We start from the raw sequence: 15,914 nt of genomic DNA on the forward strand, positions 1-15,914 counted from the left end.
TGCTCAGGAGAAGCGCGCGCGCAGGCGCGGGAGGATCTCCGCGCCGTACATCCGGAGGAACTCGGCCTGGTCCGCGCCGGGATCGTGGAAGACGAGGTGGCGGAAGCCGAGCTCGACGTACCGCGCGATCTTCTCGACGTGCTCGTCGGGGTCGGTCGACACGATGAACCGGGATGCGGCGCGCTCGATGGGCAGCTCGTTGGCGAGGCGTTGCATCTCGATGGGGTCGTGGACGCCCATCTTCTCCTCGGCCGAGAGGGCCAGCGGCGCCCAGAAGCGGGTCTTCTCCAGGGCCGTGTCCGCGTCGGGATGGTAGGAGACCTTCACCTCGATCATCGTGTCGACGGCGTCATCTCCGCGGCCGGCCTTCTGCAGACCGTCCTTCAGTGCGGGGAGGAGCGTGTCGGTGTACAGCTCGGGCGCCTTGCCGCTGGTGGTGATGTACCCGTCGGCGATGCGCCCCGCCAGGCGGGTGGCGGCCGGACCCGACGCTCCGATGTAGATCGGCACCCGGTGTTCGGCCGACGGGCGGTCGTAGATCGTGGCGTCCTTGACGGAGTAGTACGTGCCGTCGAAGGTGACCCGCTCCCCGTCCCACAGCTTCTCGATGAGGGTGATCGCCTCCTTGAGCCGCTGGAACCGCTCCGGCGGGTCGGGCCACGTCAACCCGAGGGTCACTTCGTTGAGCGCCTCCCCGGTACCCACCCCGAGGATGACCCGGCCGGGGTACATCACCCCGAGCGTCGCGAAGGCCTGCGCGACCATGGCGGGGTGGTAACGGAACGTGGGGGTGAGGACGGACGTGCCCATGAGGATGCGCGAGGTGCGCTGTCCGAGCGCGCCCATCCACGGCAGTGCGGCGGGCGCGTGGCCGCCCTCGTGCATCCACGGCTGCAGGTGGTCGGAGAGGAAGACCGAGTCGAACCCCATCTCCTCCGCGAGCACCGCGAAGTCCAGCAGCTCGGTCGGACCGAACTGCTCGCTCGACGCCTTGTACCCGAAGCGGATCCCGGATCCCTGATCCTGCGGAACGGTCATGTCTCTCCTCCTGTTCGCCCGCCCCGGACGGGGGCGGGCACGCACACGAACTCCGAGCCGTCCGCGGCGGCCAGCCGCTCACGGAAGGCCTGCACCGTTCCGGGCCACAGCAGCGTGAGCCGCCCTGACCGCTGGTCGACGTACCAGTTGCTGCATCCGCCGGTCATCCACGGCGTGGATGCGGCGGCCCGGGCGATCTCGTCGGTGTAGGCCCGCTCGGCCTCGGGCCGCACGTGCAGTACCGCACCGGGCTGCCGGTCGCGCCGGGCGAGGGAGCGGACGACGTACGTGGCCTGCTCCTCGATCATCAGCACGGACGAGTTGTGACCGAGACTCGCGTTGGGGCCGTTCAGGACGAAGAGGTTCGGGAAGCCCGCGACCACCGTGGAGGCGAACGCGCTCATCCCGGTCGACCAGTGCTCGCCGAGACTCACGCCACCCTCGCCGCGGACCAGATCGGCGTACGGCTGGCGGGATGCGGCGAATCCGGTGGCCAGCACGAGCACGTCCGCATCGAACCGTGCACCGCCGGCCGAGACGAGGGTCGACCCCTCGACCGCTGCGAGCGCCGACGGCTCCAGGGTGACCGTGTCCGAGGCGACGGCCGGGTAGAAGTCGTCCGAGAGGAGCACGCGCTTGCAGCCGAAGGAGTAGTCCGGGGTGAGCGCGGCACGCAGCGCCGGGTCGTCGATCTGCGCCGCCAGGTGGGCGGAGGCCACGTCGCGAGCGTCGGCGGAGGCTGCGGCATCCCCCGACCGCGACGCGAAACGCGCCTCGCCATCGGCGTAAAGCTCGGCGCGCAGCCGGGCGAGCTCTCCGGGGTGCTCGGCGAAGCGGCGCTGCTCGTCGTCGCTGTAGCGCGCGCCGCCGCGCGGCACGATCCACGCGGGCGTGCGCTGGAAGAGCGTGACGTGCTCCGCCACGCGGGCCAGCTCCGGCACCATCTGCACGGCGCTCGCGCCCGTGCCCACCACGGCGACGCGCGCGCCCTCCAGCGGCACGTCGTGGTCCCAGCGGGCGGAGTGGAAGATGGGGCCCGGGAAGGTCTCCAGCCCCGCGATGGCGGGGACGTCGGGCTCGGTGAGGCGACCGCAGCCGAGCACGAGGGCGTCGGCGATCACGGGCCGGCCGCCCGTGTCGATGCGCCACACCGCCGCGCCGGCATCCCAGTCGGCGCCCAGCATGGGGGTGCGCAGGCGCAGCCGGTCGCCGAGGTCCTCGCGCTCGGCGACCTCGGCGAGGTAGCGGTGGATCTCCGGGCCGGGCGCGAACACCGACGACCACCGCGGGTTGGGATGCGCGGCGAAGCCGTACAGGTGCGACGGCACGTCGCACGCGACGCCGGGATAGGTGTTGTCGCGCCAGGTGCCCCCGACGGATGCTCCTCGCTCGAGGATGACGAAGTCGTCGCGGCCGGCGCGGCGCAGGGCCATCGCCATCCCGAGCCCTGCGAACCCAGCTCCGACGATGGCGACCGACGTGCGGATCATCGTCCCGGCCCCTGAGCCGGTCGAAGGGTGCGGTAGTCGGTGGTGCGCCGGCGGAACGGGCGGAACAGGCGGGCCGCCATGCGCTCGGCGTCGGCGACCGGGAGTTCCCGCCCGTGCTCGATGCCGGTGTCGGGGAGCACGCGGCCGTCCAGGAGAGCGCCGCCGAGGTCGTCGCCCCCGGCGCGCAGCAGCACGGCGGCAGCATCCCTTCCCACGCGGGTCCACGGGATCTGGATGTGCGAGATGCTGCCCGACAGCAGGAGCCGCGACACCGCGACCATGGCGCGGTGCTCGTCCAGCGGCGCGCGGCCGGCGACCAGGGGCGTGCCGTGGCCGGGGAGCGGAATGGGGACGAACTCGGTGAAGCCGCCCGTCGCGTCCTGGATGCCGCGGAGGGCGCGGAGGTGCGCGACACGCTCGCGCGCGGTCTCGACGTGCCCGTAGAACAGCACCGACGTCGAGCGGAATCCCGCGCGGTGGGCGGCGGTGATGCCCTCGGTCCACCGGTCGATGTCGAGATCGCCCGGGGCGACGAGCTCGCGCACCCGTTCGCTCAGCACCTTGACGCCGGTGCCCGGCACCGTGTCGACGCCGGCGTCGCGGAGGGCGTCGAGGGCGCCGTCCAGCCCCAGGCCGCCGCGCTCGGCGAGGTCCCACACATCCTGCGGACGGTAGGCGTGGATGTGGAGGCCCGGCGCCGACGCGGTCGCGGCGCGCACGATGTCGAGGTACGCCCGGGGGTCCTCCGCGTCGGCGAGTCGCCCCTGGATGCACAGCTCGGTGGCGCCCAGGTCCGCCGCGTCCGCGGCGATGGCGGCGACATCGGCGAGGCCGAACGTGCCCGCGGCATCCCGTCCGCCGGCGCGGTACCCGGTGGAGGTGAGGTTGCGGTTGACGACGAGGCTGACGGTCTCGCCCACCGTGTAGCGGCGGACGTCGTCCGCGGTGGCGGTCAGGCGGTCGAGGTCGGGGCCGGCGGCCCGCAGCAGCGTCTCCCACTCGGCGTCGTCGAGGGTGAGCGGATCCCCGGCTGCCCGCTCGACCAGTCGCTGCACCTCCGTCGTGTGCGCAGAATTCAGGAGATCCGGGCCCCCGGAGGCGTTGGCGGCCCCCGGACTCGGCGTGTCTCCTGAGTTTTGAACACGGGGAGGCGCTGCCGGATGCGCATCGGCGGCCAGGCCGTCGGGGTCGGCCAGCACCGCGACGGCGGCGTGCAGCGCCGGGTCGATCCACGCGCCGGGTTCGCGGACGAACTCCGGATGCGCCGTGAGCCGCTCGCGCAGCTCGAAGCCGGACTCGGCGGTGAACCGCGTGAGGTCGTCGAGGTGCGGCCACGGCCGCTCGGGGTTGACGTGGTCGGCGGTCAAGGGCGAAACCCCGCCCCAGTCGTCGGCGCCCGCGCGGATGAGCAGGGAGAACTCGGCCGGATCCGACAGGTTCGGGGGAACCTGGATGCGCATGCCCGGCCCGAACACGAGCCGCGCGGTGGCGACCGCAGCGACGTATTCGAGGAGGTCGGCGTCGGGCGCCCCCTGCATCGCGGTGTGCGGCTTCGCGCGGAAATTCTGCACGATCACCTCCTGCACGTGCCCGTACCGTTCGTGCAGGTCGCGCAGCACGATCAGCGACTCGGCGCGGTCGAGGAGCGTCTCGCCGATGCCGACGAGGATGCCGGTGGTGAAGGGGATGCGGGCGCGGCCGGCGTCTTCGATCACCGCGAGGCGCAGGGCCGGATCCTTGTCGGGGGAGCCGAAGTGCACCTGGCCGGGCTCGAGGAACAGGCGGGTCGAGGTCGTCTCGAGCATCATGCCCATCGAGGGGGCCGTGGGGCGCAGCATCCGCAGTTCGTCGGCGCTCATGACGCCGGGGTTCAGGTGCGCGAGCATCCCGGTCTCGGCGGTGATGAGGCGCGCGATGGCGCCGACGTACTCGAGCGTGGAGGCGTACCCGTGCTCGTCCAGCCACGCGCGCGCCTCGGGCCAGCGGTCTTCGGGCCGGTCGCCCAGCGTCAGCAGCGCCTCCTTGCACCCGAGGGCCTGGCCCTGCCGCACGACGGCAAGGACCTGCTCGGGCGACATGAAGGCCGGCTTGTTCTTCTTGAACAGCTGCCCGGGGGTATCGACGAAGACGCAGTAGTGGCAGCGGTCGCGGCACAGGGTGGTCAGCGGCACGAACACCTTGCGCGAGTAGGTGAGGACTCCCGGCCGGCCGGCCTCAACCAGGCCGACGTCGCGCAGCGCTCCGGCGGCGTGGAGGAGCGCATCGAGGTCGTCGCCCGTCGCGGTCAGAAGGGCGTGCGCGTCCTCGGCGTCCAGCCGGGCACCCGCCGCCGACCGAGCGAGCACGTCGGAAACCTGCCGGGTCGAGAGGCTCCCCGGCCTCACCTGCGGCATGGCGCTGCCGGTCGTCATGCCTTCAGGCTATCCCCCGCCCACGGCACCGGGGCTCGCTGCGGGCAAGACGATGGCGGCGGATCTCCGGCGGCGCCGACACGGGCGGATCGTTGCGGACCTGTGAGCAATCGGGGGCATGCCGGTTGCATGCCGCTGGCAGACTATGTCTATGGTGACCCTGCTGCTCGACTCGACGCAGCTGGAGGTCGTGCTTTCGCCCGTTGAGCGCACCCTGTCCTTCCGTCGGCGCAACGTGCTCGTCCCGCGCGAGCAGATCGTCCGAGCCCAGTTGACAGACGACGCGTGGACGTGGCTGCGAGGCGTCCCCAGCCCCGGAACGTACGTGCCGGCGGCGGTGGCGATGGGCACGTGGAAATCGGCGTCCGGCAACGACTTCGCGGTCATCCGGCGTCGCCGCCCGAGCGTCGTCATCGACCTGTCGGGTCACGACGAGTTCGAGCGGCTCGTCCTCACGACCCGCCACGGCGTCGCGCTGCTGCAGGCACTGAGGCTCGAGGTCGCCGATGAGGCGGAGGATGTCGCCGTCCTGGCCCGGCCCGGCCGGCAGAAGCTCCGGCCCAAGCGGCCGGTCGTGGTGCCCGGTATCGGCTGACACCGGGGACACGGGCGCTCGGGCCGTCAGTCGACGCCGCGATCGAGGAGATCCGCTCTATCGAGGAGCGAGCGGCGCGGTTACGTCCTCGATCCGCGAGATGTCCTCGATTAGCGAGATGCCCTCGATCCGCGGGATGTCCTCGATCCGCGGATGCGGCCCCGGATGCCGGGGCGGTCAGTTGACGTCGCGGCGCCAGCTGGTGAACTGCCCGATCACGAGGAACACGACCGCGTAGCCCAGCAGAACGAGCCCGCCGACCCACCATGCGAGGGGATCGGTCGCCATGGGCATGCTGATCGAGAAGGCGCTCGCCCCGACGAGGGCATCGCTGGCCGCCCCCGGGAGCACTCGCACGACCGGCTCCAGGGCCTCCACGAACCCGCCGGCGACGCGGGCGATGGGTTCGATGAACTGGGTGAACGCGAGCACCAGCACGATCGCGACGACCTGGTTGCGCACGACAGAGCCCACCCCGATGCCGATGAGGGTCCACAGCACGAAGGCCAGGAGCATCCGCCCGGCCAGCGCCCACGTGTCGGAGGAGTCGAGCCCCGTTTCCAGGCCGCTGGCGGACAGGATGATCGCACCCGGCACGACGGCTGCGATGAGGCCGAGCACGCCGAACAGCAGCCCCATGAGCACGCCGATGACGACCTTGCCCGCGAGCGCGACGCCGCGGCGCGGAGTCGCGAGGAAGGTCGGGGTGAGGGTCTTGTGGCGGAACTCCGTGGTCACCATCAGCGTGCCCACGAGCAGAGGGAAGACGTAGCCGAACGAGGTCGCGATGCTGTAGATGACCGGCGGCAGCGTCTCCGGCGGCACCTGGGGCCCTTCGGCGGTCGGGCCGAGGGCGCCGGTGGCCAGCGAGGCGAGGAGGAAGCCGAACCCGGTCGCGGTCACGCCGATGTACAGGACGAGGACGAGACCGAGGATCCACCAGACGGCGGTGGTGAACTGCTTGGTCAGCTCGGAACGGCTGGCGGCGACAAGGCTCATCGCTGGCCACCCTCCTCTGCATGCGGGGCATCGCCGGGTGTGTGCCGGTCGGGGGGGACCACGATGTCGATCACGCCGGTGGAGGCGACGGCGAAGGATGCGGTGACCGCGGCCGGCTCGGGCTCCGGCGCGACCCGCGGCTGGGGCTCCGGCGCGACCCGCGGCTCGGGCTCCGCCGCGGGCACAGTCTCCAGCGCCGCCCCGGGCGACTCTCCCGGCTCCGACTCCGCCTCCGCGGGGCCGGCGGCGGGGGCCGCGCCGAGGTGCACCCGCTCGCCGCTCACGAGCTCGAGGAAGACGTCCTCGAGCGTCGCGCCGCGACGCTGGAGACTTGAGAGGGCGATGCCGGCGGAGGCGGCCAGCGCGCCCACGTCGACGGGCTCGGCCGTGCGTACGGTCAGGCCGTTGCGCAGCACCTCGAACGGATGCCCCGCCGCCGTCAGCGCCTCCTCCAGCGCCGCGCGGTCGGGCGCGTCCACGACGGTCGCGTGATCGGATGCCTCGGCCAGATCCTCGATCCCACCCTGGAATACCAGCTGCCCGCGCGCGATGATCAGCAGCCCGTCCACGGTCTGCTGCACCTCGCTGAGCATGTGCGACGACACGAGAACCGTGCGGCCCTCGCCGGCGAGACTGCGCAGGAGCCCGCGCATCCACCGGATGCCCTCGGGATCGAGCCCGTTGGACGGCTCGTCCAGCACGAGCACACCGGGGTCGCCCAGGAGCGCGTAGGCCAGCCCGAGGCGCTGGCGCATCCCGAGGGAGAACCCGCCGACCTTGCGGCCGGCCGCATCGGCGAGACCGACCAGCCCCAGCACCTCGTCCACGCGCGAGCGTGCGATGCCCGCCGCCTGTGCGTACACCGACAGGTGGTTCGCCGCCGTGCGGCCAGGGTGGAAGCTCGAGGCCTCCAGGACCGCGCCCACCGACTGCAGCGGTCGGCGGAGCTTCTCGTAGGCGACGCCGCCGATGGTGGCCGTCCCCTCCGTCGGGCGCACGAGGCCCAGCAGGATGCGCAGGGTCGTCGTCTTCCCCGCCCCATTGGGGCCGAGGAAGCCCGTCACCTGGCCGGGTTCGACCCGGGCGGTCAGATCGGACACGGCGGTGACGGAGCCGAAGCGTTTGGTGACGCCGGAGAATTCCAGCACCTGTCCTTCGGGCATGCCGAACCTCTCATCGTTGTGCGATTCCCCCTATCTTCCCGGATTCCCCTGGTTTGGACGGGAGGTCGCCGTCCCCGGGTGCGTCGGCGGTAACGTGGCGTCGTGGCCAGGACGGTGGATGCGGCGGACGCGGACGTACTCGTACGGGTTGCCGGAAGCCTCGGGCGGCTCACCCTCAATCGTCCTCGCGCGCTCAATGCGCTCAGTCACGGGATGATCACCCAGCTGGCCTCGGCGCTGGAGGCGTGGCAGTCCGGACCGGGCGTCGACGTGATCCTGCTCGACGCCGCGGGAGAGCGCGGTTTCTGCGCGGGCGGCGACATCCGCCAGCTCTACGAGCAGATCGTCGGCGGCGATACGGCCGGCACCGCAAGGTTCTTCCGTGACGAGTACCGGATGAACGCCGCCATCGCATCCTCGGCGATACCCCTGGTGGTCCTGGCCGACGGAATCACGATGGGCGGCGGAATCGGATTGGCCGGGCACGCCGCCATCCGGGTGGTGACCGAGCGCTCGCGCCTGGCGATGCCCGAGACGCGCATCGGGTTCACCCCCGACGTCGGAGGGTCATGGCTGCTGGCCCGGGCGCCCGGGCGGCTGGGCGAATACCTGGCGCTCACCGGCGCATCCATGGATTCCGGCGACGCCATCTACGCCGGGTTCGCCGACCACCTCGTGCCGGTGAACCGGCTCGACGCGCTGCGCGACGCGCTGTCCGGGCGCACCGCCCCCACCGCCCCGGCCGAACTCGTGCTCCTCTTCGACGACACGCCTGCACCCTCGCGCCTGGCAGAGGCCCGCGTCTGGATCGACGACGCCTTCTCCGGCGCCACCGTGGGCGACATCATCGACCGGCTGCGCGCGCGACGCGAGCCCGAGGCATCCGAGGCCGCCGACACGCTCGCGTCCCTCTCTCCCACGTCGCTCGCGGTGACCCTCGAGGCCGTACGCCGCGCGCGGACGCTGCCGGATCTGAAGGCGGCTCTCGCCCAGGAGTACGGGCTGGTGATGTGGTTCGTCACGTCGCAGCCCGATCTGGTCGAGGGCATCCGCGCACAGGTGATCGACAAGGACCGCTCCCCCCGCTGGACGTCCGATGTCGCGGCCGGGATCGTGGACGAGGCGTTCGCCTTCTCCCCGCCCCTGCCGCTGTGGGAGGAATGAGTGATCACCCCCGAAGCACTGTCCTTCCTCGGCGAATACCACCTGGCCACGCTGTCGACCCTGGGCCGGGAAGGCCGCATCCATTCGGTGCCGGTGGGCGTCACGTACGAGAACGGCGTCGTGCGGGTGATCGGCAGCCGCGGCTCGCAGAAATTCGTCAACGTGCAGCGCACGGGCCGCGCCAGCGTCAACACGGTCGACGGCCGCCGGTGGATCAGCTTCGAAGGCCGGGCGCGCGTGAACGAGGACCCCGCCGCCGTCGCGCATGCCGTCGCGCTGTACACCGCCCGGTATCGGCAGCCCTCCGCGAACCCCGAGCGCGTCGTCCTGGAGATCACCGTCGAGCGCGTGCTGGGTTCACCGCAGTTCCGGGCGTAGCCCACAGCGAACGGCAGCCCTCACCCATCGCGGGCCGATTAGCCTGAGGATGCTGCGCCCCATGGCGCGCGGGGGAGGATTCGTGTTCGACAGCCCGGTGTCCGCATCGGCGTACGAGGTGCTCGGCGTGGAGCCTGCCGCCGACGACGAGACGCTTCGGCGCGCCTACCGCCTGCGGCTGAGGCAGACGCATCCCGATGCCGGCGGCGATGCGGCCGTGTTCATCCAGGTGCAGCGGGCATGGGAGCTCATCGGCACCCCTGAGGCCCGCGCCGCGTACGACCGCGGCCGCGGCTCGTCGGCGCCCGAATGGTCGGGACCCCCGACCGCCAGCGCTCGTCCCGACACGCGTCCCCGCGCCCGCACGTATGGACAGCCGGGCGGGTGGCGGCGGGAGCGGTACCTCACGCTCATCCGGGAATGGGTCGGCCGAGGCGTGGAGATTCCCGACCCGTACGAGCCGTCGCTGGTGCGCTCGGCCCCCCACGAGCTGCGGCGGCTGCTGGCCGATGCGCTCGCCGAGGAGGCCACCGCCCGCATCGTCGCCGACCTCGGCATGGGATACACCGTGTGGCACGATGTGGCCGCGTCCCGCGACGGCAGCCCGGACGAGAAGGTCGACCACGTCGTGCTGGGGCCGAGCGGCCTGTACGCGGTTTTGTCGGAGGACTTCGGCGGGCCCGTCGGCTTCCGCCGCGGGGAGGTCGTCGGCCCCCACGTCATCGGATCGCCCGTGTCCCAGCTCGTCGGACGGCTGCGGGTGATCGCCCGCGCGGCCGGGGTGCGCTTCAGCGGCGCCATCGTCGTTCTTCCCGACGGCGACACCCTCGACGCGATCACGCAGCTGGGGAAGGTGCGCGGCACACCCGTCGCGGTGGCATCCCAGAGTTCTCTGTCGACGCTGCTGCGCCAGGGCGTGGCCGGCGCGCGGGAGATCGGCGGCACCGAGCTGTTCGACATCCGCAGCCGGCTGCAGCAGCGCGTCACCCACGTCTGAGGCCCGACGGCCTCCCTGGTCACCGGCGTCGTGCCGTTCATCCTCGCCATCACGGTCGTCGGCGCCGCCTCGTTCCTCACACCGATCGCCACCCCGGCGAACCTCATGGTGATGGAGCCGGGCGGTTATCGCTTCGGTGACTACTGGCGGCTCGGGGCGCCCCTGGCGGTGGTCTTCATCGCCTTCGCGGTCGGCTACGTCCCGCTGGTGTGGCCCTTCTGACGCCGGGTCAGCCGCCGAGGCCCAGGAGGGCGAGGGGGTGCGTCAGGCGCCACCAGGCGCTCGGGCCCTCGAGGTCTTCCGCCAGCTCGAGGTCCACGCTCGTGCTGTCGAGCGGTCCCGTCACGGCGAGGGTGCCGACCACGTCACCCTCGGCCGGGTCGTCGCGCAGGGAGAACTCGGATGTCGCGCTTCCGGCGGCCCCGTTCCATCCGATGACCGAGGCCTCCTCGGCGGTGACGACGTCGACGGGTTCGCCCCACCGGGTCACGACCCGTCCGGCGAGCGTGCGGCCGGCCACCGCCGTCTGCGGCTGCAGCTCCTGCTCGGTCCGGTCGAACAGGGCCCGCGTCGCGGTGTCGCGTGCGGCGGAATCGGGCTGTCCGAGCACCGCGACGTACACCCGCGCCGACGTGTCACCCAGGGCGACGTCCTTCGCGGTGAGCAGGTTGTACCTGCCGAGGGTCCCCGTCTTGATTCCCACCATCCCCGGGTCGGCCAGGAGCGGGTTGGAATTCTCCACGGTTCCCGCGCCGGGCAGCTCGGTCGAGGTCTTGCGCACGATCTCGGAGATCACGGGATGGGCCATCGCGCGCTCGGCGAGGGCGAGCAGCGCTTCGGGGCTGGCGGCGTTGCCCGACCCGATTCCGGAGGGGTCGACGATCGTGATGCCGGCCACTCCGTGCGCATCCAGCCACGAGCGCGCCGCGGCCGCGTAGACCGCGTCGGAGGGCCACAGATCGTCGACCAGGCGGTCGGCGTAGTTGTTCGCCGAGCCGATCAGCATCCCCTCGAGCAGCTGATACTGCGTGAGGGAGCCGCCCACGGGGACGTCCAACGCGGATTCCCCGTTGGTGCGGTACTGCCAGTACAGCGTGCGGTCGGCTGCGGCGAAGCGATACTCGGGCCCGCTCTCGCCGACGGCCAGCGGCATCCGATCCAGCACGAGCAGCGCCGTCACCACTTTCGCGATGCTCGCGATCGACGACGGTTCGCCCGAGGAGGCCAGCGCCCCCGGGACCCCCGCGACGGTGACGGCTGCGCTTCCCTCCGCCGGCCACGCCGGCGCTGAGGCCGGCGCCGGAATCGTCTGGACGGCGACCGGCTCGATGCGGGGCGCGACGGCGTGCAGCGGCCACAGCAGCATCGTGGCGGTGTACACGGCGATGACCAGGACGAGCAGGCCGGCCGGGATGAGGCCCGCCGGCCGCCACGGGGAGCGCCGGCGGGCGCCGGTGAGAAGGTCGGGGGCGGGCCGGGGTGACTCATCCGAGTGGATGGTCGGAGGCGCCGGAATGGGGAAGCGGGTTTCATCCACCCAGGCCAGCGCCACGGGGCCGGAGGCGGCGACCGTCATCGGCGGGTCGGCCGGCTGCTGCATGACGAGAGTGCCGGGGGCATCCGGGTCGGGGGATGGCGTGTCCCCGTCCGGCACGGGGTGTTCGCCGGAGCCGTCTTCCCCGTCGCGCTGGTCGCGCCGCGTGGGCGGAGACGCATCCGGGGTCACCCGCCTAACGTACCTCCACGCGGCGATATACTCATCCGCGACAACCACGGGAGTCCGGTGAGCCGGGCTGAGAGGAAGCGATCCACGCTTCGACCGTCGAACCTGATCTGGGTCATGCCAGCGCAGGGAGGAGAGAAATGACTATTTCCACGTCCACATCCGCGCCCGTCACGGCGGGAACCCGCCGCTTCCGGTGGCGGGTCGTCGATATCGTCGTCGCGAGCGTGATCGGCGTCGCGGCCGGGCTGATCTTCCTGTTGTGGAACGTCGCGTACCTGGGGCCGAAGACGCTGCTCGAGCCGCTGCTCCCCGGCCTGCAGGGGCTCCTGGACGGACCGTGGCTGTTCGCCGGTGTGCTCGGAGCCCTCATCATCCGCAAGCCCGGTGCGGCGATCTACACCGAGACCCTGGCCGCCGTGGTCTCGGCCCTCGTGGGCAACCAGTGGGGCGGGTTCCTCACCCTCGAAGCGGGCCTGGTTCAGGGCCTGGGAGCCGAACTGGTCTTCCTGCTCTTCTTCTACCGCCGCTGGAACGTCGGCGTCGCCGTGCTCGCCGGCATCGGTGCGGCCCTGGCCGGCGGAATCAACAACCTCGTGCTGTGGTACGCCGGCGCCGACACCGCCTTCACCGTCGTCTACCTCATCAGCACCGCCGCCTCGGGCGCGGTGCTGGCGGGCCTGGCCGCGTGGCTGATCGCGCGCGGGCTCGCCGCAACCGGGGCTCTCGACCGCTTCGCGTCGGGGCGCTCCGTGCGCGCTCGCGTCTGACGCGTGGAGAGGCCTGCGGAGGTCGTCGCCCGCGGCTGGGGGTGGCGGCACGCGTCGCGCCGCGCGTGGGCGCTGCGCGACGTGTCACTGCGCATCGCGCCGGGGGAGCGGGTGCTGCTCCTGGGCGCCTCCGGCTCGGGCAAGTCGACGCTCCTGGCGGGCCTTGCCGGCGTGCTCGGCGGCGAGGAGGAGGGCGAATCCGCCGGCGACCTCCTGCTGGACGGCGTGCCGACGGCGCACGTCCGGGGGCGCGCAGGCCTCGTCCTGCAGGACCCGGATTCGCAGGTCATCCTCGCTCGCGTCGGTGACGACGTCGCCTTCGGGTGCGAGAACCTGGGCGTACCTCGCGACGAGATCTGGCGGCGCGTGCGTGCGGCACTGGATGCGGTCGGCCTCGAGGTGCCGCTGGACCGCCAGACCAAGGCGCTGTCGGGCGGGCAGAAGCAGCGCCTCGCGCTGGCGGGGGTCCTCGCCATGCAGCCGGGGCTCCTCCTCCTGGACGAGCCGACCGCGAACCTCGACCCCGCGGGGGTGGCGGAAGTGCGTGCGTCGGTGCTCCGCAGCGTGGAGGCGCAGGGCACGACCCTCGTCGTCGTCGAGCACCGGGTGGACGTCTGGCTCCCCATCGTCGACCGGGTGATCGTGCTCGGTGAGGAGGGGGTGCTCGCCGACGGTGACCCGGCGACGGTGCTGCGCGATGCGGGTGCGCGGCTGGCCCGTGAGGGGGTGTGGGTGCCCGGGATCCCCCCGGCCCACCCCTCCGCCCCGCGCTCCGAGCCGGGCCCCGCGCTTCTGGAGGCGCGCGACCTGTCCGTCCAGCGCGTGCGGGACCAACCGGTGGCCACCGGGATCGACCTCACCGTACGCGTCGGCGAGGCTCTGGCCGTCACCGGCCCGAACGGGTCGGGGAAGTCGACCCTGGGGCTCACGCTCGCGGGCCTCCTCCGCCCGGCAGCGGGCGAGCTGTCCGCGTCGGACGAGCTCGCCGCGGGGGCGGGGCCGGAGCCCATCCGGTGGTCGTCCCGTGACCTGCTCCCGCGGGTCGGCACGGTCTTCCAAGACCCCGAGCACCAGCTGCTCACGCGCACCGTGCGCGACGAGCTGGAGGTGGGTCCGAAGGCTCTGGGAGCGGTGGATCGGCAGCGGATCGACGAGTTGCTGGCCCGCCTGCGGCTCGACCACCTCGCCGCGGCCAACCCGTACACGCTCTCGGGGGGTGAGAAGCGCCGCCTCACGGTCGCCGCCGCACTCGCGACCCGGCCCCGGGTGCTCGTCCTGGACGAGCCGACGTTCGGACAGGATGCGCGCACGTGGGCAGAGCTCGTGGCCCTTCTCGCCGAGATCCGCGACGACGGGGTCGCTGTCGTGGCGATCACCCACGACGCCGACGTCGTGCGGGCGCTGCGCGCACGTCCCTACGTCCTCACGGGAGTTGCAGGATGACGCTGCTGGAGAGCCGTGCGCGCACCGGCGCGGTCGCCGGCCTCAACCCGCTCGCGAAGCTGGCGGCCAGCGCTCTCATCGCTCTGCCCCTGGTGCTCACGCTCGATCCGGTCTCGGCGGCGGTGGCGCTCGTGCTGGAGTGCCTCCTCTTCCCCTTCGCCGGTCTCACGTGGCGGGAGTTCTGGCTGCGCACGTGGCCGGTGTGGCTGGCGGCGCCGCTGACGGCGGTCACGATCGCGCTCTATGGCGAAGCATCCGGGCATGTGTACGTCGAGTGGCTCCTGGTGCGGGTGAGCGATGGATCGCTCGAGCTGGCGCTGGCCACCTTCTTCCGCGTGCTGGCCATCGCACTCCCCTCCGTCGTGCTCTTCGTCACGGTGGACCCGACGGATCTGGCCGACGCGCTGGGCCAGATCGCCCGCATCCCGGCCCGATTCGTCCTCGGCGCGCTCGCGGGCCTGCGCATGGTCGGGCTGTTCCTGGACGACTGGCGTGCCCTCGAGCTCGCACGCCGGGCGCGCGGTGTCGCCGACCGCGGGCGGGTCAGGAGATTCGTCGGCATGGCCTTCGCACTACTGGTGCTCTCCATCCGGCGCGGCTCGAAGCTCGCCACGGCGATGGAGGCGCGGGGGTTCGGAGCGCCCGGGGAGCGGACCTGGGCCCGGCCGTCCCGCTTCCACGGGGGCGATATCGTGCTCCTGCTCATCGGCGCCGCCATCTCCACCGCCGCCATCGTGGCCGCGGCGGCTCTCGGCACGTGGAACTTCATCCTCGGGCCCTCCTGACCCGGGTATCCGCTGGGGGCTCAGGGGACAGCATCCGCCGGCTCGAGCGGGGCTGACCCGACGAATTCCGTCCCCTGAGCCTTCGCTGGGGGACTAGGTGGCGTTCCACAGGGCGCGGTAGAACGCCATCCGCACCGGGTCGGGGCGGATGCCGTAGGCCTCGACCACGGCGTCCTGCCAGCCGGGGCCGTAGTTCCACTCGGTGCTCATCGCGGCCACCGCGATGTCGGCCCACCGGTCGGCGATTCCGAGGGCGCCGAGGTCGACGTGTGCGCGCCAGCGCCCGTCGGGCCCGATGAGCGTGTTGGGCGCGCACGCGTCGCCGTGGCAGACCACGAGCCGGTCGATCGGAGGCGGTTCGCGCAGCGCCGCCGGCAGGTGGATGCCGCGCCCCTCGGCGTTCGCGATGCGGGCCGGCACGCGCCAGTCGAAGGGGCAGTCCGCGACGGGGAGGGCGTCGTGCAGCGCCCGCAGGCCCTCGCCGATCGCCCGCACCGCCGTCGCCGGGTCGGCGAGCCCACGCGGTGAGACGGCGCTCTCGCCCTCCACCGCTTCGGTGACCAGCCACTCGTGCGTCGCGTCCGCGCCGAAGGTCACCACGGCGGGGACGGGCGTGAAGTCTCCGGCCCAGGCCAGACGGGCCGCCTCGCCCGCCATCGAGGTCTCTTCGTTGCGCGGACCGTACTTGATGTACCGGATGCCGTCGACCGCGCTCGCGCGGAACGTCAGCCCGCCGATTTCGTTCTCCCACACCGGTTCGAGGGTCGCACCCTCCGCGAGGTCGCGCACGCGAGCCGGCACCGGGGTTCCGGCCGGCGGCACGTTCACCGGCCCCCACATCTCGGACCCGCTCCGGCTCATCCCCCCATCATCCCCCGCCCGCTCGCCGGGCCCGGGTTGCGTCCCGCCGGGGTCATGTCCGGGTTCTGCAGCTTTCCGGCCCGGATTGCCTGCGCAC

General features: G+C 72.6%; 15 protein-coding genes and 1 riboswitch. Of the genes, 8 read left to right on the forward strand and 7 right to left on the reverse strand.

All coding sequences use genetic code 11. The features are described 5' to 3' along the window. Window positions 1-3: 3 nt before the first annotated feature. The 3 genes from fgd to cofG are packed head-to-tail and all read right to left on the reverse strand — an operon-like array spanning window position 4 to window position 4,939. On the reverse strand, window positions 4-1,038 hold the full coding sequence (gene fgd / locus AC2DGY_RS00820) for a glucose-6-phosphate dehydrogenase (coenzyme-F420) (RefSeq protein WP_484507801.1): 1,035 nt from the start codon (window positions 1,036-1,038) through the stop codon (window positions 4-6). Then, complete coding sequence (locus AC2DGY_RS00825; RefSeq protein ID WP_484507802.1) at window positions 1,035-2,528, reverse strand: flavin-containing monooxygenase; 1,494 nt, start codon at window positions 2,526-2,528, stop codon at window positions 1,035-1,037. Before AC2DGY_RS00825 ends, fgd begins: the two co-directional genes overlap by 4 nt. Then, window positions 2,525-4,939, reverse strand: a complete 2,415-nt coding sequence (gene cofG / locus AC2DGY_RS00830) for a 7,8-didemethyl-8-hydroxy-5-deazariboflavin synthase CofG (RefSeq protein WP_484507803.1) — start codon at window positions 4,937-4,939, stop codon at window positions 2,525-2,527. The genes AC2DGY_RS00825 and cofG overlap by 4 nt, the downstream gene beginning before the upstream one ends. 151 nt (window positions 4,940-5,090) lie before the next feature. Between cofG and AC2DGY_RS00835 the strand changes: the two genes are divergently transcribed. Then, entirely contained in the window at window positions 5,091-5,534 is a 444-nt protein-coding gene (locus AC2DGY_RS00835; protein WP_484507804.1) for a hypothetical protein, read from the forward strand. Window positions 5,535-5,711: 177 nt separating this feature from the next. On the opposite strand, the gene AC2DGY_RS00840 is transcribed toward AC2DGY_RS00835, so the two are convergent. Together AC2DGY_RS00840 and AC2DGY_RS00845 are read right to left on the reverse strand one after the other, a co-directional pair. Continuing rightward, window positions 5,712-6,533: an ABC transporter permease gene (locus AC2DGY_RS00840; RefSeq protein ID WP_484507805.1), complete on the reverse strand. Its 822-nt coding sequence runs from the start codon at window positions 6,531-6,533 to the stop codon at window positions 5,712-5,714. Continuing rightward, window positions 6,530-7,696, reverse strand: a complete 1,167-nt coding sequence (locus tag AC2DGY_RS00845; protein WP_484507806.1) for an ATP-binding cassette domain-containing protein — start codon at window positions 7,694-7,696, stop codon at window positions 6,530-6,532. The genes AC2DGY_RS00840 and AC2DGY_RS00845 overlap by 4 nt, the downstream gene beginning before the upstream one ends. A gap of 102 nt (window positions 7,697-7,798) precedes the next feature. Here AC2DGY_RS00845 and AC2DGY_RS00850 point away from each other — a divergent pair, with 102 nt between their 5' ends. The 4 genes from AC2DGY_RS00850 to AC2DGY_RS00865 all read left to right on the forward strand — a co-directional run bounded on the left by AC2DGY_RS00850 (window position 7,799) and on the right by AC2DGY_RS00865 (window position 10,457). Next, a complete protein-coding gene (locus AC2DGY_RS00850; protein ID WP_484507807.1) occupies window positions 7,799-8,860 on the forward strand; it encodes an enoyl-CoA hydratase/isomerase family protein in 1,062 nt (353 codons plus the stop codon). After that, window positions 8,861-9,238, forward strand: coding sequence for a PPOX class F420-dependent oxidoreductase (locus AC2DGY_RS00855; protein ID WP_484507808.1), 378 nt, complete (start codon window positions 8,861-8,863; stop codon window positions 9,236-9,238). An 82-nt stretch (window positions 9,239-9,320) separates the two neighbouring features. Beyond that, window positions 9,321-10,235, forward strand: a complete 915-nt coding sequence (locus AC2DGY_RS00860) for a DnaJ domain-containing protein (protein ID WP_484509957.1) — start codon at window positions 9,321-9,323, stop codon at window positions 10,233-10,235. A gap of 30 nt (window positions 10,236-10,265) precedes the next feature. Then, the gene (locus tag AC2DGY_RS00865; protein ID WP_484507809.1) at window positions 10,266-10,457 is read left to right on the forward strand and encodes a hypothetical protein; all 192 of its coding nucleotides are present in this window, start codon (window positions 10,266-10,268) and stop codon (window positions 10,455-10,457) included. Between the two features lie 7 nt (window positions 10,458-10,464). Here the strand turns inward: AC2DGY_RS00865 and AC2DGY_RS00870 are convergent, their stop codons facing one another. Then, a complete protein-coding gene (locus AC2DGY_RS00870; protein WP_484507810.1) occupies window positions 10,465-11,961 on the reverse strand; it encodes a D-alanyl-D-alanine carboxypeptidase family protein in 1,497 nt (498 codons plus the stop codon). A 36-nt stretch (window positions 11,962-11,997) separates the two neighbouring features. Continuing rightward, window positions 11,998-12,107: riboswitch (TPP riboswitch) on the forward strand. Here AC2DGY_RS00870 and AC2DGY_RS00875 point away from each other — a divergent pair. The 3 genes from AC2DGY_RS00875 to AC2DGY_RS00885 all read left to right on the forward strand — a co-directional run bounded on the left by AC2DGY_RS00875 (window position 12,099) and on the right by AC2DGY_RS00885 (window position 14,956). Continuing rightward, window positions 12,099-12,728: an ECF transporter S component gene (locus AC2DGY_RS00875; protein WP_484507811.1), complete on the forward strand. Its 630-nt coding sequence runs from the start codon at window positions 12,099-12,101 to the stop codon at window positions 12,726-12,728. It overlaps the preceding riboswitch by 9 nt. Before the next feature lie 72 nt (window positions 12,729-12,800). Next, window positions 12,801-14,171, forward strand: coding sequence for an ABC transporter ATP-binding protein (locus AC2DGY_RS00880; protein ID WP_484509958.1), 1,371 nt, complete (start codon window positions 12,801-12,803; stop codon window positions 14,169-14,171). Continuing rightward, a complete protein-coding gene (locus AC2DGY_RS00885; RefSeq protein WP_484507812.1) occupies window positions 14,168-14,956 on the forward strand; it encodes an energy-coupling factor transporter transmembrane component T family protein in 789 nt (262 codons plus the stop codon). The genes AC2DGY_RS00880 and AC2DGY_RS00885 overlap by 4 nt, the downstream gene beginning before the upstream one ends. Before the next feature lie 93 nt (window positions 14,957-15,049). Here AC2DGY_RS00885 and AC2DGY_RS00890 read toward each other — a convergent pair whose 3' ends face one another. After that, on the reverse strand, window positions 15,050-15,817 hold the full coding sequence (locus AC2DGY_RS00890; RefSeq protein ID WP_484507813.1) for a phosphotransferase: 768 nt from the start codon (window positions 15,815-15,817) through the stop codon (window positions 15,050-15,052). Window positions 15,818-15,914 lie beyond the last annotated feature (97 nt).

Source organism: Microbacterium sp. Z6_144 (genome assembly GCF_057197625.1).